Origin of the sequence: Micromonospora sp. NPDC047740, from assembly GCF_043204735.1 — a bacterium.
Lineage (GTDB): Bacteria > Actinomycetota > Actinomycetes > Mycobacteriales > Micromonosporaceae > Micromonospora.
Map to the genome: position 1 here is coordinate 157,232 of NZ_JBIDCT010000013.1, position 23,985 is coordinate 181,216.

At 72.1% G+C, this 23,985-nt stretch carries 24 protein-coding genes; 20 read left to right on the plus strand and 4 right to left on the minus strand.

Translation table 11 applies throughout. The features are described from left to right. The first annotated feature begins 47 nt into the window (after positions 1-47). From ACGF4F_RS24215 to ACGF4F_RS24275, 13 genes are all read left to right on the plus strand, one after another. The gene (locus tag ACGF4F_RS24215) at positions 48-1,460 is read left to right on the plus strand and encodes an MCE family protein (protein ID WP_357440315.1); all 1,413 of its coding nucleotides are present in this window, start codon (positions 48-50) and stop codon (positions 1,458-1,460) included. Further along, positions 1,457-2,692 (plus strand): MlaD family protein, encoded by a 1,236-nt coding sequence (locus ACGF4F_RS24220; RefSeq protein WP_357440313.1) that lies wholly within the window; start codon positions 1,457-1,459, stop codon positions 2,690-2,692. The genes ACGF4F_RS24215 and ACGF4F_RS24220 overlap by 4 nt, the downstream gene beginning before the upstream one ends. Positions 2,693-2,715: 23 nt before the next feature. Next, positions 2,716-3,534, plus strand: a complete 819-nt coding sequence (locus tag ACGF4F_RS24225; protein WP_357440311.1) for a hypothetical protein — start codon at positions 2,716-2,718, stop codon at positions 3,532-3,534. 18 nt (positions 3,535-3,552) lie between these two features. After that, a complete protein-coding gene (locus tag ACGF4F_RS24230; protein ID WP_357440308.1) occupies positions 3,553-4,056 on the plus strand; it encodes a hypothetical protein in 504 nt (167 codons plus the stop codon). A 162-nt stretch (positions 4,057-4,218) separates the two neighbouring features. Then, positions 4,219-5,124 carry a hypothetical protein gene (locus ACGF4F_RS24235; RefSeq protein WP_357440305.1) on the plus strand — a complete coding sequence of 302 codons (906 nt, stop codon included), beginning with the start codon at positions 4,219-4,221 and terminating at the stop codon, positions 5,122-5,124. Between the two features lie 199 nt (positions 5,125-5,323). Next, positions 5,324-6,544, plus strand: a complete 1,221-nt coding sequence (locus ACGF4F_RS24240) for an MFS transporter (RefSeq protein WP_357440302.1) — start codon at positions 5,324-5,326, stop codon at positions 6,542-6,544. A gap of 244 nt (positions 6,545-6,788) precedes the next feature. Then, on the plus strand, positions 6,789-7,550 hold the full coding sequence (locus tag ACGF4F_RS24245) for a DeoR/GlpR family DNA-binding transcription regulator (protein WP_357440299.1): 762 nt from the start codon (positions 6,789-6,791) through the stop codon (positions 7,548-7,550). 55 nt (positions 7,551-7,605) lie between these two features. Then, positions 7,606-8,976, plus strand: a complete 1,371-nt coding sequence (locus ACGF4F_RS24250) for a sugar ABC transporter substrate-binding protein (protein ID WP_357440297.1) — start codon at positions 7,606-7,608, stop codon at positions 8,974-8,976. Between the two features lie 57 nt (positions 8,977-9,033). Next, a complete protein-coding gene (locus tag ACGF4F_RS24255; RefSeq protein WP_357440293.1) occupies positions 9,034-9,966 on the plus strand; it encodes a sugar ABC transporter permease in 933 nt (310 codons plus the stop codon). After that, on the plus strand, positions 9,963-10,832 hold the full coding sequence (locus ACGF4F_RS24260) for a carbohydrate ABC transporter permease (protein WP_357440290.1): 870 nt from the start codon (positions 9,963-9,965) through the stop codon (positions 10,830-10,832). The genes ACGF4F_RS24255 and ACGF4F_RS24260 overlap by 4 nt, the downstream gene beginning before the upstream one ends. After that, complete coding sequence (locus tag ACGF4F_RS24265) at positions 10,829-11,866, plus strand: zinc-dependent alcohol dehydrogenase family protein (RefSeq protein ID WP_357440288.1); 1,038 nt, start codon at positions 10,829-10,831, stop codon at positions 11,864-11,866. Before ACGF4F_RS24260 ends, ACGF4F_RS24265 begins: the two co-directional genes overlap by 4 nt. Positions 11,867-11,968: 102 nt before the next feature. Then, complete coding sequence (locus ACGF4F_RS24270; protein WP_357440698.1) at positions 11,969-13,822, plus strand: transketolase; 1,854 nt, start codon at positions 11,969-11,971, stop codon at positions 13,820-13,822. 68 nt (positions 13,823-13,890) lie between these two features. After that, a complete protein-coding gene (locus ACGF4F_RS24275; protein ID WP_357440285.1) occupies positions 13,891-14,298 on the plus strand; it encodes a DUF2267 domain-containing protein in 408 nt (135 codons plus the stop codon). A 13-nt stretch (positions 14,299-14,311) separates the two neighbouring features. Here the strand turns inward: ACGF4F_RS24275 and ligD are convergent, their stop codons facing one another. Continuing rightward, positions 14,312-15,265, minus strand: a complete 954-nt coding sequence (gene ligD, locus ACGF4F_RS24280) for a non-homologous end-joining DNA ligase (RefSeq protein ID WP_357440695.1) — start codon at positions 15,263-15,265, stop codon at positions 14,312-14,314. Positions 15,266-15,408: 143 nt separating this feature from the next. Here ligD and ACGF4F_RS24285 point away from each other — a divergent pair, with 143 nt between their 5' ends. Continuing rightward, on the plus strand, positions 15,409-15,798 hold the full coding sequence (locus ACGF4F_RS24285; RefSeq protein ID WP_357440282.1) for a DUF2267 domain-containing protein: 390 nt from the start codon (positions 15,409-15,411) through the stop codon (positions 15,796-15,798). An 80-nt stretch (positions 15,799-15,878) separates the two neighbouring features. Here ACGF4F_RS24285 and ACGF4F_RS24290 read toward each other — a convergent pair whose 3' ends face one another. The 3 genes from ACGF4F_RS24290 to ACGF4F_RS24300 form a co-directional block, all read right to left on the minus strand. Then, on the minus strand, positions 15,879-16,268 hold the full coding sequence (locus tag ACGF4F_RS24290; RefSeq protein ID WP_357440279.1) for a VOC family protein: 390 nt from the start codon (positions 16,266-16,268) through the stop codon (positions 15,879-15,881). Then, positions 16,265-16,984 (minus strand): hypothetical protein, encoded by a 720-nt coding sequence (locus ACGF4F_RS24295; protein ID WP_357440276.1) that lies wholly within the window; start codon positions 16,982-16,984, stop codon positions 16,265-16,267. Before ACGF4F_RS24295 ends, ACGF4F_RS24290 begins: the two co-directional genes overlap by 4 nt. Before the next feature lie 230 nt (positions 16,985-17,214). Beyond that, entirely contained in the window at positions 17,215-17,973 is a 759-nt protein-coding gene (locus tag ACGF4F_RS24300) for a FadR/GntR family transcriptional regulator (RefSeq protein WP_241825229.1), read from the minus strand. Positions 17,974-18,108: 135 nt separating this feature from the next. Between ACGF4F_RS24300 and ACGF4F_RS24305 the strand changes: the two genes are divergently transcribed. The 6 genes from ACGF4F_RS24305 (at position 18,109) to ACGF4F_RS24330 (ending at position 23,970) form a co-directional block, all read left to right on the plus strand. Next, complete coding sequence (locus ACGF4F_RS24305) at positions 18,109-19,398, plus strand: sugar ABC transporter substrate-binding protein (RefSeq protein ID WP_357440273.1); 1,290 nt, start codon at positions 18,109-18,111, stop codon at positions 19,396-19,398. A gap of 77 nt (positions 19,399-19,475) precedes the next feature. Continuing rightward, complete coding sequence (locus ACGF4F_RS24310; RefSeq protein WP_357440270.1) at positions 19,476-20,426, plus strand: sugar ABC transporter permease; 951 nt, start codon at positions 19,476-19,478, stop codon at positions 20,424-20,426. Then, positions 20,423-21,238 (plus strand): carbohydrate ABC transporter permease, encoded by an 816-nt coding sequence (locus tag ACGF4F_RS24315; RefSeq protein WP_073834538.1) that lies wholly within the window; start codon positions 20,423-20,425, stop codon positions 21,236-21,238. The genes ACGF4F_RS24310 and ACGF4F_RS24315 overlap by 4 nt, the downstream gene beginning before the upstream one ends. 5 nt (positions 21,239-21,243) lie before the next feature. Next, positions 21,244-22,392: a galactonate dehydratase gene (dgoD, locus tag ACGF4F_RS24320; RefSeq protein ID WP_393080458.1), complete on the plus strand. Its 1,149-nt coding sequence runs from the start codon at positions 21,244-21,246 to the stop codon at positions 22,390-22,392. A 4-nt stretch (positions 22,393-22,396) separates the two neighbouring features. Continuing rightward, the gene (locus ACGF4F_RS24325) at positions 22,397-23,020 is read left to right on the plus strand and encodes a bifunctional 4-hydroxy-2-oxoglutarate aldolase/2-dehydro-3-deoxy-phosphogluconate aldolase (protein ID WP_357440265.1); all 624 of its coding nucleotides are present in this window, start codon (positions 22,397-22,399) and stop codon (positions 23,018-23,020) included. Continuing rightward, positions 23,017-23,970, plus strand: a complete 954-nt coding sequence (locus ACGF4F_RS24330; RefSeq protein ID WP_357440263.1) for a sugar kinase — start codon at positions 23,017-23,019, stop codon at positions 23,968-23,970. Before ACGF4F_RS24325 ends, ACGF4F_RS24330 begins: the two co-directional genes overlap by 4 nt. Positions 23,971-23,985: the final 15 nt, after the last annotated feature.

Sequence of the window (23,985 nt, forward strand, 5' to 3'; positions counted from 1 at the left end):
AGCGCCGTGGTGCTTCATGACGGCGCCGAGCGGAGCGAGGTGGCGGCATGAGCATCCGGCTGCTCCGCCTGCTGGCCGGCGCGCTCGCGGTGGCGCTGCTGCCCGCCGGCTGCGGCCTGCCCGAGGTCGCGGACCTGCCGCTGCCCGGCGGCAAGCCGGCCGGCGACGGCTACACCATCAACGCCGAGTTCGCCGACGTGCTCGACCTGGTGCCGCAGGCCGCCGTCAAGGTCGACGACGTCACCGTCGGCAGCGTGGAGAAGATCTCCCTGTCCGGCTGGCACGCCCGGGTCCGGCTGCGCATCGACCGCGGCGTGCGGCTGCCCGCCAACGCCACCGCCGCCGTACGGCAGAGCAGCCTGCTCGGTGAGAAGTACGTGACGGTGGCCCCGCCGCCCACCGAGCCCGCCCGCGGCCGGCTCGCCGACGGCGACCTCATCCCGCTGTCCCGCACCACTCGCGGCGCCGAGGTGGAGGAGGTCCTCGCCGCCCTCGGACTGCTGCTCAACGGCGGTGGCCTGGCCCAGCTGCGGACCATCAACGAGGAGCTCGGCAAGGCGCTCGCCGGCCGCGAACCCGCCCTGCGGGACACCCTCACCCAGCTCGACACCTTCCTCGCCGGGCTCGACCGGCAGAAGGCCGACATCGTCCGCGCCATCGACGCACTGGACCGGCTGACCGGCCGCCTCGCCCGGCAACGCCAGGTCGTGGGCAATGCGCTGGACTCCCTGGCGCCCGGGCTGACCGTCCTGGCCCGGCAACGCGTCCAGCTCACCAAGGCGCTGACCGCCCTCGGCCAGCTCGGCACGGTCGGCACCCGGGTGGTCGAGCGCAGCCGGGCGGACACCGTCGCCGCCGTACGCTCCCTGCAACCGATCCTGGAGCAGCTCGCCCGGGCCGGCGACGACCTGCCCAAGTCGCTGGACTTCATGCTGTCGTACCCGTTCCCGCCGAACGTCACCGGCGCCATCGTGGGCGACTTCGTGAACCTGTCCGTCACCGCCGACCTGGACGCCGCCAGCATCCTGGCCAACCTGGTGGCCGCCGCACCCGCCCCGGCCCAGCGGAGCCGCCCCGCCTCGGGCGCCAAGGCACCGACCGCGCCCCGGTCACCCGGCACCGGCCCGAACCGACCCGGCGACAAGCCCGGCGGCATCCTCCCCGAGCTGCCGCTGACCGGGTGCCTGCCGGATCTGAAGAACTTCCCGGCCATCTTCACCCCACCCGAGGAGTGCGGACTGCCGGAAGGCTGCCAGCTGCTCAAGCCCGGCTCGACGGTGCCGCTCGGCGGGCTGCTCCTGCCCAAGGGCCTCGTGCCGGCCGGCACGGCGTTCCCCGCCGGCACCGAGCTGCCCGCCGGCACCGTGCTCACCGCCCAGTGCGTGCTCCCGGTGACCGGGGCTGTCGTCGGCCAGCTCGGTGGTCTCACCGACCTCCTCGGAGGAGGGCTGATCAAGTGATCGGACGCACCGCGAAACTCCAGGTCCTCGCCTTCGTGCTGGTGAGCCTCCTCGGCGTCAGCTACGTCGGGATCCGCTACGTCGGCCTCGGGGACCGGCTGTTCGGCACCGGCTACGTCGTCCACGTCGACCTCGCCCGGGCCGGCGGCCTGTTCGCCAACGCCCCGGTCACCTACCGCGGCGTGCCCGTCGGCCGGGTCACCGCCGTCGCGCTGCGCGCCGACGGGGTCCGCGCCGACCTGCGGATCGACCGGGGCGTACGCGTGCCCGACGCGCTGCGGGCCGTGGTCACCCAGCGGTCCGCCGTCGGCGAGCAGTACCTCGACCTGCGCCCCGACCGCGACGGCGGGCCCTACCTTGCCGACGGGGCGGTGATCCCGGCCGACCGGACCGGCCTCCCGCTCGCCCCGGAGACCCTGCTGACCAACCTCGACGCCCTGGTCCGCTCGGTCGACCCGGACGACCTGAGCGTGCTGATCACCGAACTCGGCACCGCGTTCGAGGGCAACGAGCAGGCCCTCGCCCGGATCCTCGACGCGGGTGACGCCCTGCTCACCGAGGCGGACACCCGGCTGCCCGAGACGCTCACCCTGATCCGCGACGCCCGGACAGTGCTCACCACCCAGGCCGAGTCCGCCGAGGCGCTGCGCCGCTGGTCAGCCGGCCTGGCCGAGCTGGCCGCCGCCATCCGCGCCGCCGACCCGGACCTGCGCCGGCTGCTCGCCACCGGACCGCCGGCCGGCGCCGAGCTACGGGCGCTGCTGCGCGGCCTGGAACCCGACGTCGGGGCGCTGCTCGGCAACCTGGTCACCGTCAACGGCATCGCCGCCCGGCGGCTGCCCGGCATCGAGCAGCTGCTCGTGACGTACCCGATCGCGGTGGCCGGCGGATTCACCGTCACCCCCGGTGACGGCACCGCCCACCTGGGCCTCGTGGTCAACGCCGGCGATCCGCCGTCCTGCGTCTACCGGGGCGGCAGCACCAGGTGCAGCGGCAACGAGCGCGCCGCCGGCGCCAGCGTACGCGGGGCACAGAACGCCCCCCGACCGTCCGGCCGGGAGCCGGCGCCGCCGCCGTCCGACCCAGGGGCGAACGCCGGCTACGACCCGGCGACCGGCCTGGTGCTCGGCTCCGACGGACGACCGCTGCAGTTCGGCGGGACCGGCGGCCAGTACCGGACGGCCGGTGACCAGTCCTGGAAACAGCTGTTGCTCGCCGGGGTGACCCCGTGACCGGCGTACCCGAGGAGGTGGCGATGACCAGCCGCAGGAACACCACGCTGAAAGTCATCAAGGGAGCGTTGGCCGGTGGCCCGTCCCCGGCGCGACGCCGCCTGGTCACCCGTCCCGTGCCCCGTCCGGCCGAGCCGATCGAGCAGGTGCTGGAACGCCTCGACCGGGAGCCGGTGGCGGACCCCGCGCCGGCCGGCGACTTGAAGGTCGTCGACGACCCCGTCGGGGTCGAAGACCCGCCCGACCCCGACGACAAGGCGGCCGGCACCGACACCGGGGCCGACCCGAAGGCGAAGGATGCCGACGCCACCGCGGCGGCCGACGGCGGGCGGGCCGAGGCGGCGCCCGGCACGCCGGGCCGCGGCCGGGCGCTGACCGCGCTGCTCGTCGTGCTGCTCGCGGCCGCCCTCGCCGCCGCCGGCGTCTACGGCCACCGCTGGTACGTCGACCGGGCCACCGACCAGGCCCGCGGCGACGCCGTCGCCGCCGCCCGGCAGGCCGCCGTCAACTTCGTCTCGGTCAGCGCCGCCAGCGTCGACCGCGACCTGCAGCGGATCACAGCCGGCGCGACCGGCGACTTCAAGGACGAGTTCACCCGCGGCCAGGCGCAGGTCCGCACGGCCGTGGTGGAGAACAAGGTCCAGTCGCAGGGCACGGTGCTGCGCGCCGGCCTGGTCTCCGGAGACCGCCGGCACGCGGTGGTGCTGGTGGCGGTCGACGCCACGGTGAAGAACGTGAAGTCACCCGACGGGCGGCCGTCGCACTACCGGATCCAGCTCGACCTGGTCCGGGACAAGGACTCGGGCGACTGGCTGGTGTTCAAGCTCCAGTTCGTCGGCTGACCGGAGGAGGAGACCTCGATGCGTGTCCCGAGCGTTATGCGCCGCCCGCCGCGGCTGCGCCCCGTGCCCACCCTGGTCGTCGCGCTGGTCCTGGTGGCGGCGGTGGCCCTCGCCGCCTGGTACGGCGACCGCCGCGCCGGCCAGCGTGACCAGGCCGTACGCCAGGCCCTGGCCACCGCGCCCGCCGCGGCGAAGGCCCTCTTCTCCTACGACTACCGCACCTTCGACGACAGCATCGCCAACGGCCGCACCTTCGCCACCGGCGCGTTCGCCGACGAGTATGCGCAGACCACCGCCGCGCTCAAGCAGACCGCCACGAACCAGCAGGCGGTCGTGCTGGCCGAGGTGTCCGCCACCGGCGTGGTCAGCGCCGACAGCGACCGGGTGGAGCTGCTGCTCTTCCTCAACCAGTACCGGCGGAACGTGACCACGGCGGGGGAGAAGGTCGACCAGAACCGGGTCGTGCTCACCATGGTCCCGGTCGACGGGGAGTGGAAGGTCGTCAAGGCCACCGCGATCTGACCGGCGGGCTTCCGCCATCGGCGCCGGCGGGACAGCATCGTCGAGCCGTCGCCGGCACCGGCCGGCGCGCAGGTCGCTGCGGGGGCTGACCGCGTTTTCCGCCGGTGTGGCCGGGGTAGGTCCTCACGGGACTGACCCGAACACATGCGTGGAGGCCCTTCGATGAGAGACAACTTCGGCAACGCGGTGGGAGACGCGTTCCGTTCGGTGATGCTGTTCCTGCCCAAGGCGGTCGCCTTCATCGCGATCCTGGTGGTCGGCTGGCTGATCGCCAAGGCCGTGCTGAAGCTCGTGGACAAGATCCTGGAGCGGGTGCACTTCGACCGGGCCGTCGAGCGCGGCGGCATCAAGACCGCGCTGGCCCGCTCGAAGTACGACGCCAGCGATATCGTCGCGAGGCTGGCCTACTACGCGGTGCTGCTGGTCACCCTGCAGCTCGCGTTCGGCATCTGGGGCCCGAACCCGATCTCGGACCTGATCCGCGGCGTGGTGGCGTGGCTGCCCAAGGCGTTCGTCGCCATCGTGATCGTGGTGGTGGCCGCGGCGATCGCCAAGGCGGTGAAGGACATCATCGCCAGCGCCCTCGGTGGCCTCTCCTACGGCCGGGTGCTGGCGAACATCGTCTCGGTGTTCATCCTCGGCCTGGGCGTCATCGCCGCGCTCAACCAGATCGGCGTCGCCACCACGGTCACCACCCCGGTGCTGATCGCCGTGCTCGCCACGATCGGCGGCATCCTGGTCGTCGGCGTCGGCGGTGGGCTGGTCCGGCCGATGCAGGCCCGCTGGGAGAGCTGGCTGGCCCGCGCCGAGGAGGAGCGCCGGATCATCGCCGAGCACGCCCGGGCATACCAGGCCGGGCGGCGGGACGTGGCGGCCCAGCTGGGCAGCCCGTACGCCGAGGCGGAGCGGACCCAGCCGGTCGGCCCGCACGGTGCGGCGGAGCCCACCCAGCCGATGCCGCACGCCGGCACGGCGGCCACCCCGCGGCAGCCCACGGCCGGGCAGGCGGTGGACAACGACGCCACGATGGTGATCCCGCCGGCAAACGCGGAGAAGTTCCGCCGCTGACCGCCCGCGTCGCGACCGGGGTGGGGCCCAGCCGGGTCCCACCCCGGCTTTGCGTCCCGGCGGGGCGGCGGGGACGAGCGGCGCCGACTACCATCGGCGCATGACCTGGCGATGTTGATCCCACCCTGAAGGCCGAGGCCGCGGGCCACCGCGGACACCGCATTTCCGGTGTCCGTCACGTCCCCGTGGGAAGGCCTCCATGCTCATTGTCTCCGCGCGCCGATCCGACGTCCGCCCGCTGGCGGCGGCGCTCTACGCGTACGCGTTCCTCACCGACCTCGTCCTGCTCTACCCGGTCTACGCGCTGCTCTTCGCCGACACCGGACTGTCGGTCGGGCAGATCTCCTCGCTGTTCGTCATCTGGTCGGCCACCGGCATTCTGCTGGAGGTGCCCTCCGGCGCCTGGGCCGACGCGGTCTCCCGGCGGCTGCTGCTCTGCCTCGCGCCGCTGCTGCCCGCCGCCGGCTTCGCCCTCTGGGTGCTCGTCCCGTCCTACCCGGCGTTCGCCGTCGGCTTCCTGCTCTGGGGCGCCGGCGGGGCATTGCGCTCCGGCGCCCTGGAGGCGCTGGTCTTCACCGAACTCGACCGGCTAGACGCCACCGGCCGGTACGCCCGCCTGATGGGCCGGGCGAAGACCGCCGAGATCCTGGGTGTGCTCGCCGCGATGGGACTCGCCGGCCCGGTCCTCGCCCTTGGCGGCTACCGGGCCGTCGGCGCGGCCAGCGTCGCCGCCTGCCTGCTCGCCGCGGTGGTCGCGACCCGGTTCCCCGAGCACCGCCCGGCCGCCGGCGCAAACCCGGCCGACGACGATGGCTCGGCCGACGACGACGGGTCGGACGCCGATCCGGGGTGGCTGGCGAGTCTGCGCGGCGGGCTGGCCGAGGCCCGCGCCGACCGGTCGGTCCGAGCCGCGTTGCTGCTGGTACCGGCCGTCGCCGCGATCTGGGGCGCGCTGGAGGAGTACACGCCGCTGCTGGCCCGGGACACCGGCGTCGCGCTGGACCGGGTGCCGCTGCTGCTCGTGCTGGTGTGGGCGGGCACGACGCTCGGCGGGCTGCTGACCCCGGTGGGGGAGCGGTTGACCACCCGCGGGTACGCGGCTCTGCTCGTGGTCGCGGCGGTGGCCCTGGCCGCCGGTGCCCTGGTTCGCCATCCGGCCGGGTTCGTGCTGATCGGGGCGGCGTTCGGCGCGTTCCAACTCGCCACGGTGCTCGCCGACGTCCGGCTGCAGTCCAGGATCACCGGGCCGAGCCGGGCGACGGTCACCTCGGCCGCGGGGATGGCCACCGACGTGAGCATCATCGCGGTCTACGCCGGTTACGGCGTGGTCGCCACCGCCGCCGGCAACGCCGTGGCGTTCGCGGTGGCCCTGGTGCCGTACCTGGTGGTGGCGGTCTGGCTGGCCGCCCGCCGGACCTGACCCGGCCGGGCGGGGGCCGCAGGCCGGTCCCCGCCCGGCCCGCTCAGGCGGGTCGGGTCGAGATCGGGCAGCGGATGGCGAGAAACGGGCGAGCCAAATGAGAGGTATGCCGGATTAGCCCGGTCTCCGCTGCCCGTTCGGGCGGCATCCCGGGCGGCAAACCCAAGTCATTACCCGAGATGTGACCGTCGTCACGCCCGTTTGGCGGTGTTAGAAACAGAGGCACGAGTCGGGGAGGTGCCAGGTGGACGCAGCGCAACGCAGACACCACATCCTCACGCTGGCCCGCCGGCACGGCGAGGTCGACGTGCAGAAGCTGGCCGCCGACCTGGGCGTCGCCCCGGAGACCGTCCGGCGCGACCTGAGCATGCTGGCCCAGCAGGGCGCGGTGCGGCGCACGCACGGTGGCGCGTACCCGGTGGAGACGGCCCGCTTCGAGACCACCCTGGAGACCCGCACCACCCGGATGGTCGCCGAGAAGCGGCGGATCGCCGCCGCCGCGGTCGAACACGTCGGCGACGCGGAGTCGATCTTCATCGACGAGGGCTACACCCCGCAGCTGATCGCCGAGGCGCTACCCACCCACCGACCGCTGACCGTCGTCACGGCCTCGCTGCACACCGCCGCGGCGCTGGCCCACTCACCCACCCTCACGGTCCTCCTGCTCGGCGGCCGCGTCCGCGGCCGCACGCTCGCCACCGTCGACCACTGGGCCACCGCCATGCTCGCCGGCTTCGTCATCGACCTCGCCTTCGTCGGCGCGAACGGGATCTCCCGGGAACACGGGCTGACCACGCCCGACCCGGCCGTGGCCGCGGTCAAGGCGCAGGCGATCGGGGTGGCCCGGCGGGCGGTCTTCGCCGGCGTGCACACCAAGTTCGGCGGCCACAGCTTCTGTCGCTTCGCCGACGTCGCCGACGTCGACACCATCGTCACGGACACCGCGCTACCGGCGTCCGAGGCACACCGCTACTCGCTGCTCGGCCCCGTGGTGCTGCGCGTCTGAGCGCCCGGCCGATCCGCCTCCACCACAACCCCACCACCACCCATGGAGGTTCACTGTGTCCAGAACACGGTCTCCTCGCCGATGGCGCGGCGCGTTCGCGGTCGCCGTCGCGGCCGGCCTGACTCTGACCGCCTGCTCCGGAGCCGGTGGCGGCTCCTCGTCCGGCCCCGGGGGTGGCAAGACCATCACCGTGCTGATGGTCGGCAACCCGCAGATGGAGGACCTGGCGAAGGTCACCGCCGACAACTTCACCAAGCAGACCGGGATCACGGTGCGGTTCACGATCCTGCCGGAGAACGAACTGCGCGACAAGGTCACCCAGGACGTCGCCACCCAGGGCGGACAGTACGACGTGGCGACGATCGGCGCGTACGAGGCACCGATCTGGGCCAAGAACGGCTGGTTGCACGAACTGAGCTCCTACGCCGACGCCGACGGCGGCTATGACGAGGCTGACCTGCTGAAGCCGATGGTCGCCTCGCTCTCCGGCGAGGACGGCAAGCTCTACGCGGCGCCGTTCTACGGCGAGTCGTCCTTCCTCATGTACAACAAGGAACTCTTCGCGGCCAAGGGCCTGACCATGCCGGAGCGGCCGACCTGGCAGCAGGTGGCACAGTTCGCCGCGACGCTGGACGACAAGAAGGCCGGCGTCGCCGGGATCTGCCTGCGTGGCCTGCCCGGCTGGGGCGAGCTCTTCGCGCCACTGACCACCGTCGTCAACACCTTCGGCGGCACCTGGTTCGAGAAGGACTGGACGCCGAAGGTGAACGCGCCCGAGTTCACCGAGGCGACGAAGTTCTACGTCGACCTGATCCGCGCCCACGGTGAGCCCGGCGCCCCGCAGGCCGGCTTCACCGAGTGCCTGAACACCTTCGGCCAGGGCAAGGCGGCGATGTGGTACGACGCCACCTCCGCCGCCGGCACGCTGGAGGACGCCAGCGCCAGCAAGGTCGCCGGCAAGGTCGGCTACGCGTACGCGCCGGTCAACCGGACGACGTCGTCGGGCTGGCTGTGGGCCTGGGCCCTCGCGATGCCGAAGACCACCAAGAACGCCGACGCCGCCTGGAAGTTCATCGCCTGGGCCACCGGCAAGGAGTACGAGAAGCTGGTCGGCTCCTCCCTCGGCTGGTCCCGGGTGCCGGCCGGCAAGCGCCAGTCCACGTACGAGATCCCGGAGTACCGGCAGTCCGCCACCGCCTTCGCCGACCTCACCCTGAAGTCGATCCAGGAGGCCGACCCGGTCAACCCCGGCCGGCAGCCCCGTCCCGCGCTCGGGGTGCAGTTCGTCGGCATCCCCGAGTTCGCCGACCTCGGCACCAAGGTCTCGCAGGAGGTCTCCGCCGCCATCGCCGGCAGCACCACGGTGGAGAAGGCGCTCGCCGACGGCCAGCGACTGGCCGAGGACGTCGCCAAGGAATACCGGTAGCCGCCGCCGGGGCCGGCCGCCGGACGGCCGGCCCCGGCCACCCCACGAGGTGAACCGATGACCCGGACCATCACCGCCGGTGCCGGCGCACCGCCGCGCCGAGCCGTCCGACCCGTCCCGCTCGGCGCACGGCAACGCTGGACCCGCCGCGCCCCGCTGCTGCCCGCACTGATCTTCGCGATCGTGGTGACCCAGATCCCGTTCCTGGTCACCCTCTACCTGTCCACCCTGGACTGGAACGCACTCCGACCCGGCCGCCGCGCGTTCATCGGCCTCGCCAACTACGGCGAGGTGCTCACCGACGCCCGGCTGCGCGCCGCCCTGCTGAACACGGTGCTGCTCACCGCCGCCTCCGTCGTCGTCTCCGTCCTGCTCGGCCTCGGCCTGGCCATCCTGCTCGACCGCCGGTTCCCCGGACGCGGTGTCGTCCGCACCCTGCTCATCACACCGTTCCTGGTGATGCCCATGGCGGCGGCGCTGCTGTGGAAGCACGCCATCTACAACCCGTCGTACGGCCTGATCAACGGCATCGCCGGCGGCAGCACCGACTGGGTGTCGCAGTACCCGATGATCTCCGTGGTGACCACGCTGGTCTGGCAGTGGACCCCCTTCATGATGCTGATCATCCTGGCCGGGCTGCAGGGCCAGTCGCTGGAAACCCTGGAGGCCGCCCGGGTCGACGGGGCTGGGCCGTGGCAGACCTTCACCCGGGTGACGCTGCCCTACCTGCGCCCCTACCTGGAGCTGGGCGCCCTGCTCGGCTCCATCTACCTGGTGCAGACCTTCGACGCCGTCTTCACCATCACCCAGGGCGGCCCCGGCACCGCCACCACCAACCTGCCGTACGAGATCTACCTGACCACCTTCCGCAAGTTCGAGTACGGCGAGGCCGCCGCGGCCGGCGTCGTGGTGGTGATCGGCACGATCGTGGTCGCCACCTTCGCGCTGCGGGTGATCTCCAGCCTCTTCCGGATGGAGGATGCGCGATGACGACACTGACCCGGCACGCGTCCCGGCGCCGGCCCACCAGCCCCGCCCGGCGGGCCAGCGGCGTGCGTGGGGCGGCCTGGACCACGCTGGCCTGGCTCGCCGGACTGCTGTTCTTCCTGCCGGTGCTATGGATGGTGCTCACCGGATTCAAGCGGGAGGTCGACGCGGCCAGCAACCCGCCGACCTGGTTCTTCACCCCCGTGCTCGACGGCTATCGGCAGGTCTTCGACCGGGACCTCACCCCGTACCTGCTCAACTCGGTGACCGCCAGCCTGGTCTCCACCCTGCTGGTGCTCCTGCTGGCCACCCCCGCGGCGTACGCGTTGTCGATCCGGCCGGTCGCCAAGTGGCGGGACGTGCTGTTCTTCTTCATCAGCACCAAGATGCTGCCCGCGGTCGCCGCGCTACTGCCGATCTACCTGCTGGTCAAGCAGCTCGGCATGCTCGACAACGTCTGGACCATGGTCGTCCTCTACACGTCGATGAACCTGCCGCTCGCGGTCTGGATGATGCGCTCGTTCCTGCTGGAGGTCCCGTCGGCGCTGATCGAAGCGGCGGCGATGGACGGCGCCAGCCTGACCGTCACGATCCGGCGGATCCTGCTGCCGATCGTCGCGCCGGGCCTGGCCGCCACCGCGCTGATCTGCTTCATCTTCAGCTGGAACGAGTTCTTCTTCGCGGTGAACCTCACCGCGACCCGGGCCGGCACCTCACCGATCTTCCTGGTCGGCTTCGTCACGTCCGAAGGGTTGTTCCTCGCCCGGCTCTGCGCGGCGGCGACCATCGTGTCGCTGCCGGTGGTGCTGGCCGGCTGGATCGCCCAGAAGCAGCTCGTCCGAGGACTCTCCATGGGGGCGGTCAAATGAAGGCAGCGGTCATCGTCACGCCGGGACAGATCTCGCTGGAGTCCGTGCCGGATCCCACGCCGGGGCCACGGGAGGTGGTCGTCGAGGTCGCCGGGTGCGGGATCTGCGGCACCGACCTGCACATCATGGACGGCGAGTTCGCGCCCGCGTACCCGATCGTGCCCGGCCACGAGTTCGCCGGCACGGTGGTCGCCACCGGGCGGGACGTCACCGAGGTGCGACCGGGCGATGCGGTCGCCGTCGACCCGTCGCTGCACTGCGGCGAGTGCTACCAGTGCCGGCGCGGCCGGGGTAACCTCTGCGAACGCTGGGCGGCCATCGGCGTCACCGCCTCCGGCGGCGCGGCCGAGTACGCGGTGGCGCCGGTGCGGAACTGTTTCCTGCTCCCCGAGAGCATCGCGCCGGCGGACGCCGCGCTGATCGAACCGCTCTCCTGCGCGGTACGCGGCTTCGACGTGCTGCCCCGCCGGCTCGCCGATCACTACCTGATCTACGGCGCCGGCACCATGGGCCTGATGATGCTGGAGCTGGCGAAGCGCTGCGGCGCGGCCAGCGTCAGCGTGGTGGACCCGAACCCGGACCGGCTCGCCACCGCGGTGCGGCTGGGCTGCTCGGCCAGTGCCGCGAGCGCCGACGAGGTGCTCCGCCCCCGGGGGTGGGACGTGGTCATCGACTGTACGGGCGTGCGCGCGGCGATCGACGACGGGCTGGGCCGGGTTGCCCCGGCCGGGACGTTCCTGCAGTTCGGCGTCTCGGAGTACCGCACCCGGGCCACGGTCGAGCCGTACCGGATCTACAACCGGGAGATCACCGTCACCGGCTCGATGGCGGTGCTGCACAGTTTCGAACGGGCCGGGGAACTGTTCGCCGCCGGCGTGCTCGACCCGGAGGTGTTCATCAGCCACCGCTTCCCGCTCGACCGGTACGCCGAGGCGATGGCCCAGTTCCGGGCCGGCGTCGGTCGCAAGATCCAGGTGACCGGGCCGGGCGGTGCTGCCGACAGCCGGACTGGCAAATCAGGCGTTACCGGATGATGTCCCGCCTTTCGGACTACCGTTGGCGGGAGGCGGTCAGCCGCCCGTGCGGGCCGAGGACCGGCCGAGCGGGGCGGACCTCGGGAGGCGATACCGGTGACCATGGAAGCAGAGCGCACCCTGCGCGCGGAGGAGATCAGCCAGCTGGGTGAACTCGCCGCCCAGCTACGGGTGGACTCGATCCGCTGCAGCACCCAGGCCGGCTCCGGGCACCCCACCTCCAGCCTGTCGGCCGCCGACCTGATGGCGGTACTGATCTCCCGGCACCTGCGCTACGACTGGGTGAACGCCCGCAACCGCAACAACGACCACCTGATCTTCTCCAAGGGCCACGCCTCCCCCCTGCTGTACGCGGTCCTCAAGGCGGTCGGCGCGATCAGCGACCAGGAACTGATGGACACCTACCGCCAGCTCGGGTCGCGCCTGCAGGGCCACCCCACCCCGGCGCTGCCCTGGGTGGACGTCGCCACCGGTTCGCTCGGCCAGGGGCTACCGGTCGGCGTCGGCATCGCGCTGGCCGGCCAGTACCTCGACCAGTTGCCGTTCCACGTCTGGGTGCTCTGCGGCGACAGCGAGACCGCCGAGGGCTCCATCTGGGAGGCCCTGGACAAGGCCGGGCACTACGGGCTGCGCAACCTCACCGCGATCGTGGACGTGAACCGGTTCGGGCAGCGGGGGCCGACCGAGCTGGAGTGGGACCTGGACACCTACCGGCGGCGGGTCGAGGCGTTCGGCTGCCATCCCCTGGTCGTCGACGGCCACGACCTGGCGGCGATCGACGCGACGTTCAGCCGCGCCCGGCAGGCGACCGGGCCGACGGTGGTGCTCGCTCGCACGGTAAAGGGCAAGGGCGTGGCCGAGGTCGAGAACAAGCCGGGCTGGCACGGCAAACCCCTGAAACCCGACATGGCTGAACGGGCCGTCCAGGCGCTCGGCGGCGTCCGGCAGATCCGGGTCGCCGGCCCGAAGCCCGAGCCCGCCAAGCCCGCCGCCAAGCCCGAAGCCAAGCCGCCGGAGCTGCCCCGGTACGACAAGGGGGCGAAGGTGGCCACCCGGAACGCGTACGGCGAGGCGCTGCGCGCACTGGGCTCTCGGCCGGACGTCGTCGCCCTGGACGGCGAGGTGAGCGACTCCACGCGGTCCGACAAGTTCGGCGAGGCGTACCCGGACCGGTTCTTCGAGATGTTCATCTCCGAACAGCAACTCGTGGCCGCCGCGGTCGGTCTGCAGGTGCGTGGTTACCGGCCGTTCGCCGCGACCTTCGCGGCCTTCCTCTCCCGCGCCTACGACTTCATCCGCATGGCCGCCATCTCCCGGGCCGACATCGCCCTGTCCGGCTCGCACGCCGGGGTGGAGATCGGGGCGGACGGGCCCTCGCAGATGGGGCTGGAGGACCTGGCCGCAATGCGCGCCGTGCAGGGCTCGACCGTCCTCTATCCCAGTGACGCCGTGTCCTGCGCCGCCCTCGTCGCGCAGCTGGCCGACCGCAAGGGCGTCAGCTACCTGCGCACCACCCGGGGCAAGTACCCGGTGCTCTACGACAACGGCGACGAGTTCCCCATCGGGGGCAGCAAGCTGATCCGCCCCGGTGACGACGTCGCGCTGATCGGCGCCGGGGTGACCGTGCACAACTGCCTCTCCGCCGCCGACGAGCTGGCGCGCGAGGGGATCGACGCGCGGGTCATCGACCTCTATTCGGTCAAGCCGCTGGACCGGCAGCGGCTGCTCGACGCGGTGCGGGACACCGGCGGCCGGCTGGTGGTGGTCGAGGACCACTACCCGGAGGGCGGGCTGGGGTCGGCCGTGCTGGAGTCGCTGGCCGACCTCGCCGACCCGGTGCGGGTGACCCACCTGGCGGTACGCGGGCTGCCCACCTCCGGCACGTCGACCCAGCTGATGGACCAGGCGGGGATCGGGGTGACCGCCATCGTCTCGGCGGCCCGCGCCCTGGGGTGACGGCTCCCGCGTCGTTTCACCCCCGCCGGCGTGGGTACCCGCAGGTCCGGTCCGAGAGGGGGGTCCAGGTGAACTACACCGAGTTCATCCAGTCGGTGGCGGCGAAACCGCTGGCGGCACCGGCGCAGGCCGAGCCGATCACCCGCGCCACGCTCGTGACGCTGGCGGAACGGATCACCGGTGGGCAGGCGCGGGACCTCGCCACCCAGCTTCCCGAGGAACTGCGGTCGTGTGTCGACAAGCCCGACGAGCACCCCGAACCGTTCGGGCTGACGGAGTTCCTCGAACGGGTGCAGAACCGGGCCGCGGTCGACCGCCAGGAGGCCACCGACGGCGCGCGCGCCGTGCTGGACACCCTGCGGGAGAAGATCAGCGCCAAGGAGTACGGCGACGTCGTCGACCAGTTGCCGCAGGAGTTCTGGCAGCTGACCGGACCATCGGTCAACCGGTTCGAAACCCGCCGGGTCGGCACCTAGGGCGATCGCGGGGTCACCCCTGCAGCCGGATCTCAGCCGGCTCGCGATCGCTGCGCAGCCCCTTCCAGGATGGGTGCCGCAGCCGCCGGTCCGGGGTCCAGGACCGGAAGGTGACGTCCCCGACCAGGGCCGGGTCGACCCAGACGGCGTGGCGGGCGTGCTCGCGCGGCACCGGGGAGTCGAACGGCGAATCCGGCCGGCCCAGCGGCTCGAGGCGCCGCTGCAGGTCACGCAGCACGGTCTGGGTGAAGCCGGTGCCGACGTGACCGATGTAGATCAGCTTGTCGTCCGCGTCGTACATGCCGAGCAGCAGGGAACCGATGGTGCCGGCCCGCCGGCCGGACCCCGGCTTCCAGCCACCGACGATCACCTCGACCGTGTCGTTGAGCGGCACCTTGACCCACGCCGGTGCCCGGCGGCCGGGCTGGTACGGCGCACCCAGCTGCTTGGCGACGACCCCCTCCAGGCCGAGTTCGGCCGCCGCCGTGGCCAGGTCCCGGCCGGCCTCGCCGGTCCAGTACGGCGGCGTGTCGACGCTCTCGCCGCTGACGCCCAGCTCCTCCAGCGCCGCGCGGCGCTCGGTGTACGGCAGCGCGGTGAGGTCCCGCCCGTCCAGGTGCAGGAGGTCGAACAAATACAGCCGCACCGGGGTCGACTCGACCAGCGCGGCGGCCGGCGCCCGGACGTGCATCCGGTGCTGCAACGCCGAGAAGCTGGGCCGCCCCTGGCCGTCGAGCGCCACGATCTCCCCGTCGAGCACCGCCCGCCGCCCCGCCATTAGCCGCGCCAGCTCGCCCAGCTCCGGATACGCCCGGGTGACGTCCCGGTCGTTGCGGCTGAGCAGCCGGAACCCGCCGTCGACGTAGGCGATCGCGCGGACGCCGTCCCACTTGAACTCGTAGCCCCAGCCCGACCCGGTGGGCAGCGCGCCGCTGGAGGCGAGCATCGGCGGCACGAGCTTCGGCATCCTGGCACCCACGCCTCGATCATGGCCAACGCCGGCGCCGGGCAACGCCGGTTTCCGGCCTTTCGCCCGGTGGCCGGACCGCCGTCGTTTGTGGCAGGCGGCGGCGGGTAGCCACCCGGTCTCCGGGACGGGAAGGACGGGGCATGGCTGAGCTGGAGTTCGTCGAGAAGGTGGCGGCGGGGGCCGGGGTCCCGGCGGAGACGGCGCGAGCGCTGACCGACGCCACCCTGCGTACGCTCGCGGAGCGGATCAGCGGCGGCGAGGCGGCCGACCTGGCCGACCACGTGGCGCACCAGCTGCGTCCGCTCCTGGCCCGGGCCCGCCCCGAGGAGCCGGAGGCATTCGGGTACGAAGAGTTCCTGCGCCGGGTGGCGGAGCGCGCGGGAGTGGAACGTGAGGTCGCCGAGCGGGGTGCCCGGGCCGTCCTGCGGACCCTGGACCCCGTGGTCGGGCACCAGGAATTCACGAACGCGCTGTCGCAACTGCCGGCGGACATCCGAAGCTTGGCCCAGCCGGTGCCCCGCGGGCGCTGACCGCCCGGATCGGGCGGCCAGCCGGGACGGGCATTTCCGTGGTCCCGGCGGTCGCCCGTGGACCGCCGGGACTCCTCCGGTCAGCCGGGCAGGTACAGGAACGACCACTGGTGGCCGTCGAGGTCCCGGAACCCGCGCATGTACATGAACCCGAGATCCTGGCCCGGGCCCAGCGACTGCCCGCCCGCGACGGCCGCCAGGTCGACCAGCTCGTCGACCCGTTCCCGCCGGTCGACGCTGAGGCCGACGATGACCTCCCGGCTGGTCGTGGTGTCGCACACCGCGGTGCCGGCGAACGCGGCGAAGGCCGCCGGGGTGTGCAGGATCAGGTGGGTGCTGCCGCCGAGGGTGAGCTGGGCGCTCTCCCCGCCGGGCTGCCGGGGCCCGGCGGTGAAGCCGAGGGCGGTGAAGAACTCGACCGCCCGGTCGAGGTCGCGTACCGGCAGGTTGACGAACGTTCCGCTGCTCATCGGGTCTCCTCCGGCGACTCCAGGAGTTGCTTGAGGGCGGCCAGTCGGTCCCGCCAGTATGCCCGGAGCCGGTCCGCCTCGTCGGCGTCGGCCAGCTTCTCGTGCAGGACGGCCACCCGCGCCTTTGCCTCGCCCGCCGGGGTGAAGCCGACGGCGATCCGGGTGGGCCCGCCCGCCCAGTCCGCCCGGAAGGTCTTCGGCGCGGTGGCGGTACGGACCCGGACCGGCACCTCCGGCAGCCACCGCCGGCGTACGGCCTCGTCGGCGAACGCGGCGAACAGCACCGCCACCGGCACCGCCACGGTCCGGCTGCCGGTGGCCTCGAAGCCGCCGCCTCTGCGCTGCCCCGGCTCGCGCAGCCCGCGCGCCTGCTCGTACCCGACGGTGATCGTCTGCGCCCACCAGCCGGGCACGTCGTGCGTTGTGACCAGCCAGCGCGCGATCTCGGTGTGGCCGCGCTCGGCGGCGCCCCACTCGTCGAGCAGCTGGAACCAGTCGTCCCAGGCGCGTCCGGTCCGCTCGTGCAACACCGCATCCGAGACCCGGTCCCGCTGCCCCCGGCCGCCGGGGGCGGCCGGAACGGGGTCGGGCGTGTTGGGGGTCGGGGCGCCGGTGGTGGCCTTGGCGAGTAGTTGGCGGCGGGCGGTCGTGTAGCTCTCGCCGGTCTTCGCCATCCGGGCCCGCACCCGGGTCTTGAACGACTTCTGAGTCGTCATCACATGCTCCCGTCGGCGGCACGGTCGCAGGGACTCACGCTCCCGTCGACCTCGCCGCACTGGAGTGCATGTGGCGTGTCGAGGTGGGCCAAGCGGCACCGCGCCCCGAGGACCCGAGGTCCCCTTTGCCTCCGCGAGGCCGGCGGCGTGAGCACCGGGCAGGAGGTGAGGCGCAGGACTGCGCCGGGGCCAGCATACGCCTCCGAACGCCCGGGGTGGGGGAGGTCAGCTCACCGGGCGGGTTCGGCGGTCTGCTCCCAGATCGACTTCATCTCGTCGAAGGCCTGTTCCATGAGCTGCACCATCGCCTCCCGGGCGCGCTCGCCGTCGTGCCGCTGGATCGCCTGGGCGACCTCGGCGTGCAGCTGCAGCGCCTGCTCGTGCGGGTGGTGGGGCATCAGGTGGTGCTTGTGTCGGCCGGTGAGCACCTCCGCGACCAGATCCTGCAACCGGACGAACATCTCGTTGCCGGAGGCGAGCAGCACCCGCCGATGGAACTCGATGTCGAGGCGCAGGAAGCGCTCCTCGTCGCCGGCCTTGCCGGCGGCCCACATCTTCGCCGCGAGTCCGACCAGATCGCTCGCCTCGTCGTGGCCGGCCCGGTTGGCGGCCAGCAGGGCGGCGTGCGGCTCGATGGCGGTGCGCAGCTCGGTGATCGACCGGAGCTGGGTGATCCGGCTGTCCGAGGCGAGCCGCCAGCGGATCACCTGCGGGTCGAAGACGTTCCAGTCGTGCGCCGGCCGGATCGTCACCCCGACCCGCCGGCGGGTCTCGATGAACCCGATCGACGCCAGGACCCGCAGCACCTCGCGGACCACCGAGCGGGACACCTCGTAGCGGTCCACCAGATCGTCGATGTTGAGGACCGCCCCGGGGGCGAATTCGCCGCCGCAGATGGCGGTGCCGAGGTGCTCAAGGACACGTGCGTGCAGCCCGGCTTCGGCTGGGGCGTGCTGGGCGGTGGTGCCCCCGGAGGAGTACGGTTCCACGCCAAGGATCATATCAGTTGGGTCTACCCCTTGAATAAGTCAGCTTTTTCGGCCTAGCATCCCGACGTTAAGCGGATGTAAACCCCGAGGTGGCGCCCATCAGGGGCCGCGACCGGGACCGAAGGAGAGATAAGCGTGCGACGTCGATCGATAATCGGCACTTCGCTGGCCGTCGTCGCCGCCATGGGCCTGTCCGCCTGCGGCGGCGGGGCCGACGGCGGCAGCGGGTCGAAAACCCTGCGCGTGACGCTGGTGAACCACGTCTGGACGGAGAACATCAAGAAGGCCCTGCCGGAGTTCGAGAAGCAGACGGGCCTCAAGGTCGAGGTCACCCAGCTCGGTGAGGACCAGCTCTCCGACCAGTACAACGTCAAGCTGAACGCCGGGTCCAGCGACCTCGACGTGATGATGTACCGGCCGCTGCAGGAGGGGAAGCTGTTCGCCAAGAACAAGTACCTCGCCGACCTGACCGACCGGACCAAGTCCGACAGCGCCTTCGACTTCAGCGACTTCCAGGCCGGTCCGGTGCAGGCCACCACGTACGAGGACAAGATCGTCGGCGTGCCGATCATCACCGAGCAGGAGGTCCTCTACTACCGCAAGGACCTGCTGGAGAAGTCCGGTTTCACGGCCCCGCCGAAGACCCTTGACGAGCTCAAGACGCAGGCGGCGAAGGTCGCGGCCGACAACCCCGGAGTCGCGGGCTTCGTGTCCCGTACCGGCAAGGCGGCCGCCGTCACGCAGTTCTCCAGCTTCCTGTACAGCTTCGGCGGCGACTTCGTCGACGGCAGCGGGAAGGCCTCGGTCAACACCGAGCAGGCCAAGCAGGCGTACGCCTACTACGGCGGGCTGCTCCGTGACCACGGCCCGAAGAACATCAGCACCGACATGAGCTGGTCCGAGGCGATGGCGATCTTCACCCAGGGCAAGGCGGCCTTCTACACCGAGGCCAACTCGCTCTACAAGAACGCCACCGACCCGGGCAAGTCGAAGGTCTCCGACACCGTCGGCTTCGCGACCTTCCCGGCCGGCCCGGCCGGCTCGAAGCCGTACAACATCCCGTCCTGGGCGCTCGGCATCAACGACGCGTCGAAGAACAAGGACAACGCCTGGAAGTTCATCCAGTGGGCGGCCGGCAAGGAGCAGGCCCTGTCGCAGCAGAAGGCCGGCGTCCCCGGCGCCCGGGCCTCCGTCTGGGACAACCCGGAGGGCACCGCGACCTACCCGAAGGACCTCGCCGAGGCCACCAAGGTCAGCACCGCCAACGGCGTCGGCCACGACCGTCCGCTGGTCGTGAAGGTCGCCCAGGCTCGCGAGATCGTCGGTCAGCCGATCGTCGACGCGATCACCGGCAAGGACGCGGCCGCCTCGGCGGACGCGGCGAACGAGGCGTTCCAGAAGTTCCTCGACGACGAGGCGAAGTAGTCCGACCGCGGGGTGGCGGGGCTGACCGGCTCCGCCACCCCGCGCCGGGACCCTGGCCCTGAACACCCGGAGACCTCATGTCAGCCGTCACCACACCCGTCACCAGATCGCCCGACGCCGGCCCGGCACCCTCGGCGGAGTCGGCCTGGTCGCGCTGGGCCAACGCGCACCGCAAGTGGCTCTTCGCGGCACCCGCCATGGCATTCGTCGCCGTGCTGATCATCTTCCCGGTGGCGTGGACCGGATACCTCAGCCTGACCGACGCCGAGGGCTCGGTACGCGCCGAGAGCCAGTTCATCGGGTTCCAGAACTACCTCGACGTGCTCACCGACACCGACCGGTTCTGGCCGGCGGTGTGGCGCACCGTCTTCTTCACCGGCGTCGTGCTCCTCGTCGAGGTCGTGCTCGGTATGGCGATCGCCCTGCTGCTGTGGCGACCGTTCCGCGGTGAGAAGTGGGTCCGGGTCGCCATCCTCCTGCCGCTGGTGGCCACCCCGGTCGCGGTCGGCATGATGTGGCGGCTGATCTTCGACCCCAACATCGGGATGGCGAACCAGCTGCTCAGCTGGGTAGGCATCGGCCCCCAGCCCTGGCTGGCCGGCCAGAGTTCGGCCCTGCCGACGACGATGTTCATCGACATCTGGCAGTGGACCCCGATGGTCGTGCTGATCCTGCTCGCCGGGTTGACGTCGCTCTCCGACGAGCCCCAGGAGGCGGCCCTCATCGACGGCGCCAGCACCTGGCAGCGGTTCCGGCACGTCACCCTGCCGCTGCTGATGCCCACCGTGATCGTCGCGATCCTGCTGCGCGGCATCGATGCGCTGAAGACCTTCGACATCCTCTACGCCACCAAGGGCCGCGGCGGCGGGTCGTTCCACGAGGTGGAAACCCTCAACGTCTACGCGTACGGCCTCAGCTTCGACTACAACGACTACGGCGTCTCATCGACGGTCCTCATCATCTTCTTCCTGATCATCATCGGCGTCATGTGGGCTCTGACCTACCGCAAGAAGGGGCTGCAGCGATGAACCCGGGCAAGCCGTTCAAGGTGTTCAAGGCGCTGGCGCTGGCCGTCGTGGTGATCTCGCTGGTCGCGCCGCTGCTCTGGATGATCGCCGCCTCGTTCAAGACCAACGTCGACATCTACGACACCAGCAAGGCGTTCTCCTTCTCGCCGACGCTGGACAACTACCACAACGTGCTCCAGCAGGCGAACTACGTCCAGTTCATCGGCAACAGCCTCTGGGTCGCGTTCGCCGCCACGGTGCTCTCCCTCATCCTCGGGGTGCCCGCCGCGTACTCGATGAGCCGCTTCAACATGAAGAAGTCCGCGCTCGTCGTGCTCATGGCCCGGGTCATCCCCGGTGTCTCGCTCCTGGTGCCCTGGTACTACGTCTTCTCGAACCTGCAGATGGTCGGCGGCTTCACGGTGCTGATCCTCAGCCACATGTTCGTGTCGCTGCCGCTGATCGTCTACATCATGATGGGCTTCTTCGACAGCCTGCCCGAGGACCTGGAAGAGGCGGCGTTGGTCGACGGGCTGACCCACATCGGCGCGTTCCGCCGGATCACGCTGCCGCTGTCCGTACCGGGCATCGCGACCGCCGGGATTCTGTCCTTCATCTTCTCCTGGAACAACTTCATGTTCGCCCTGGTGCTCTCCGGCGCGGACACGAAGACCCTGCCCGTGGCGATTTTCGACTTCGTCGGCTACGCCAGCATCGACTGGGGCGGCCTGATGGCCGCGGCCGCCGTGGTCACCCTGCCGATCATGGTGATCGCCCTGTTCGTGCAGAAGTACATCGTCTCCGGCCTCACCGCCGGTGCCACGAAGGGCTGAGCAGCATGACCACCATCGCACGCATCGAGACCTTCCTCGTCGCCCCCCGCTGGCTCTTCGTCCGCGTCGAGACCACCGACGGGATCGTCGGCTGGGGCGAGGCGACCTGCGAGGGCCGGTCCGAGACCGTCCGCACCGCCGTCGAGCAGCTCAGCGAACTGCTGATCGGCCAGGACGCGCTACGCATCGAGGACCACTGGCAGGTCATGACCAAGGGCTCGTTCTACCGCGGTGGGCCGATCCTGGCCAGCGCCGTGGCCGGCCTCGACCAGGCGCTGTGGGACATCGCCGGCAAGCACTACGGCGCCCCGGTGCACCAGCTGCTCGGCGGCCCGGTCCGGGACCGGATCCGGGTGTACGGCTGGGTCGGCGGCGACGAGCCCAGTGAGGTCCGCGACCAGATCAGCGCCGCCGTCGAGACGGGCCTCACCGCGGTGAAGATGAACGCCTCGGGTCGGATGAGCCCGGTGGCCTCGGTGGCCGAACTCGACGGGGTGGTCCAGCGGGTGGCCGCGGCCCGCGAGGTACTCGGTGATCAGCGGGACGTCGCGGTCGACTTCCACGGCCGGTTCAGCCTCGCCACCGCCCGCCGGGTTGCCCCGCTGCTCGAGCCCTTCCGGCCGTTCTTTCTTGAGGAGCCGGTGGTTCCGGAGAACTCGCACCTCATCGGCGAGTTGGTCCGCGCCACCACCACGCCGGTGTCCACCGGGGAGCGGCTCTACAACCGGCAGGAGTTCCTGCCGGTGCTCCAGGCCGGCATCGCGGTCGCCCAGCCGGACCTCTCGCACGCGGGTGGCATCACCGAGGTCCGCAAGATCGCCGCGCTAGCCGAGGTGTACGACGTACAGCTCGCGCCGCACTGCCCGCTCGGCCCGATCGCCCTGGCGTCCTGCCTGCAGGTCGGCTTCGCCACGCCGAACTACCTGATCCAGGAGCAGAGCATCGGCATCCACTACAACCTCGGCGCCGAGGTGCTCGACTACTGCCTCGACAAGAAGCCGCTGAGCTTCGTCGACGGCCACGTCGAGCGGCTCACGGGACCCGGCCTCGGCATCGAGATCGACGAAGACGCGGTGCGGGCGGCGGACAAGCGCGGCCACGCCTGGCGCAGCCCCACCTGGCGGCACCGCGACGGCTCCTACGCGGAATGGTGACCACATGACCGTCAATCTCACCGCCGAACTCGCCGCCGCCCGGATCCTCGCGGTCATCCGGGGCACCGACACCGCCGGTGCGATCGCCGCCGGCACCGCCCTGCTGGAAGAGGGCGTACGCATTGTCGAGGTGGCCCTCACCACGCCGAACGCGGCGTCGGCCGTCGAGGCGCTGCGCGCGGCCGCGCCCGCCGGGTCCCTGGTCGGCGCCGGGACGGTGCTCACCGCCGCCGACGTCGCCGACGTGGCCGCCGCGGGCGCGCAGTTCGTCGTGACGCCGGCCGTGGTCGAGTCGATCCCCGAGGCGGCGCGGCGCGGCCTGCCCGTCGCCGCCGGCGCGTTCACCCCGACCGAGGCGTACACCGCGATGCGGATGGGGGCGTCGGCGATCAAGCTGTTCCCGGTGTCGGTGGGGGGTCCGGCGTACCTAAAGGCGGTGCGCGACCCGTTCCCGGACATCCCGTTCGTCGCGGTCGGCGGGGTGGGTCTGGCCGACCTGCCCGGCTACTTCGCCGCCGGGGCGATCGCCGTCGGCGTGGGCGGGCCGCTGGTTGGCGACGCGGCCTCCGGCGGCGACCTCGACGCCCTGCGGCAACGGGCCCGCGCCTACCTGGCTGCCACCTCATGACCGCCGTCGACCTGCTCACGTTCGGCGAGGCCCTGGTCTCGCTGCGCTCGGCCGGGCCGCTCACCGCCAGCAGCCCGCTCACGCCGCACCTCGCCGGAGCGGAGTGCAATGTGGCCGTCGGCGTGTCCCGGCTCGGGCACCGCGCGGCCTTCGTCGGCCGGGTCAGCGACGACGAGTTGGGCGGGTTCCTGCTGCGGCAGCTGCGTGCCGAATGCGTCGACGTGGCGTACGTGACCCGCGATCCGCAGCGCTCGGCCGGGCTGATGTTCCTGGAGCGGCGCACCGCCGACCTGACCCGGGTGATCTACCAGCGGGCCGGGTCGGCCGGATCGGCGCTCCGCGTCGACGACCTGCGGGCCGCCCTGGCTGCCGGGGCGCGGGTGCTGCACCTGACCGGGATCACCCCGGCGCTGTCCGACAGCGCCCGGGAGGCCACGACGTGGGCGGCGGAGAGCGCCGCCCGGGCCGGGTCACTGGTCTGCCTCGACGTCAACTACCGGGCGAAGCTGTGGAGTCGGGACGCCGCCCGGGCCGTGCTCGCCCCGCTCGCCGACCACGTCTCGGTCGTCGTGGCCTCCGCGGACGAGCTGGACCTCGTCGGCGCGCCGGGCGCCGACGAGCAGACCGTGGTGGCCGGGCTGCTGGACCGGGGTGTGTCGACCGTGCTGGTGAAGCTCGGTGGCGACGGCGCCCGCGCGTACACCCGGGACGGCTGCCAGCACGCGGCGGCGCTGCCCGTGACGGCGGTCGACACCGTCGGCGCGGGGGACGCCTTCACCGCCGGCTACCTCTCCGGCCACCTGGACGGACTCGACCTGGCCGGGCGGCTGCACCGCGCGGTCACCCTCGGCGCCTTCGCCGTCGCCGGGCACGGCGACTGGGAAGCCCTGCCGCGGCGCGACGAGCTGTCCCTCCTGGACGACCTGCTGCCCGGCAGCACCCTTCGCTGATCCACCCCGAGAAAG

Excerpts from the sequence above, each read along its gene's own strand:
- ACGF4F_RS24215 (WP_357440315.1), top strand. The coding sequence starts at position 48 with ATGAGCATCCGGCTGCTCCGCCTGCTGGCCGGCGCGCTCGCGGTGGCG.
- ACGF4F_RS24225 (WP_357440311.1), top strand. The coding sequence starts at position 2,716 with ATGACCAGCCGCAGGAACACCACGCTGAAAGTCATCAAGGGAGCGTTG.
- ACGF4F_RS24230 (WP_357440308.1), top strand. The coding sequence starts at position 3,553 with ATGCGTGTCCCGAGCGTTATGCGCCGCCCGCCGCGGCTGCGCCCCGTG.
- ACGF4F_RS24235 (WP_357440305.1), top strand. The coding sequence starts at position 4,219 with ATGAGAGACAACTTCGGCAACGCGGTGGGAGACGCGTTCCGTTCGGTG.
- ACGF4F_RS24240 (WP_357440302.1), top strand. The coding sequence starts at position 5,324 with ATGCTCATTGTCTCCGCGCGCCGATCCGACGTCCGCCCGCTGGCGGCG.
- ACGF4F_RS24255 (WP_357440293.1), top strand. The coding sequence starts at position 9,034 with ATGACCCGGACCATCACCGCCGGTGCCGGCGCACCGCCGCGCCGAGCC.
- ACGF4F_RS24260 (WP_357440290.1), top strand. The coding sequence starts at position 9,963 with ATGACGACACTGACCCGGCACGCGTCCCGGCGCCGGCCCACCAGCCCC.
- ACGF4F_RS24265 (WP_357440288.1), top strand. The coding sequence starts at position 10,829 with ATGAAGGCAGCGGTCATCGTCACGCCGGGACAGATCTCGCTGGAGTCC.
- ACGF4F_RS24270 (WP_357440698.1), top strand. The coding sequence starts at position 11,969 with ATGGAAGCAGAGCGCACCCTGCGCGCGGAGGAGATCAGCCAGCTGGGT.
- ligD (WP_357440695.1), bottom strand. The coding sequence starts at position 15,265 with ATGCCGAAGCTCGTGCCGCCGATGCTCGCCTCCAGCGGCGCGCTGCCC.
- ACGF4F_RS24285 (WP_357440282.1), top strand. The coding sequence starts at position 15,409 with ATGGCTGAGCTGGAGTTCGTCGAGAAGGTGGCGGCGGGGGCCGGGGTC.
- ACGF4F_RS24290 (WP_357440279.1), bottom strand. The coding sequence starts at position 16,268 with ATGAGCAGCGGAACGTTCGTCAACCTGCCGGTACGCGACCTCGACCGG.
- ACGF4F_RS24295 (WP_357440276.1), bottom strand. The coding sequence starts at position 16,984 with ATGACGACTCAGAAGTCGTTCAAGACCCGGGTGCGGGCCCGGATGGCG.
- ACGF4F_RS24310 (WP_357440270.1), top strand. The coding sequence starts at position 19,476 with ATGTCAGCCGTCACCACACCCGTCACCAGATCGCCCGACGCCGGCCCG.
- ACGF4F_RS24315 (WP_073834538.1), top strand. The coding sequence starts at position 20,423 with ATGAACCCGGGCAAGCCGTTCAAGGTGTTCAAGGCGCTGGCGCTGGCC.
- dgoD (WP_393080458.1), top strand. The coding sequence starts at position 21,244 with ATGACCACCATCGCACGCATCGAGACCTTCCTCGTCGCCCCCCGCTGG.
- ACGF4F_RS24325 (WP_357440265.1), top strand. The coding sequence starts at position 22,397 with ATGACCGTCAATCTCACCGCCGAACTCGCCGCCGCCCGGATCCTCGCG.
- ACGF4F_RS24330 (WP_357440263.1), top strand. The coding sequence starts at position 23,017 with ATGACCGCCGTCGACCTGCTCACGTTCGGCGAGGCCCTGGTCTCGCTG.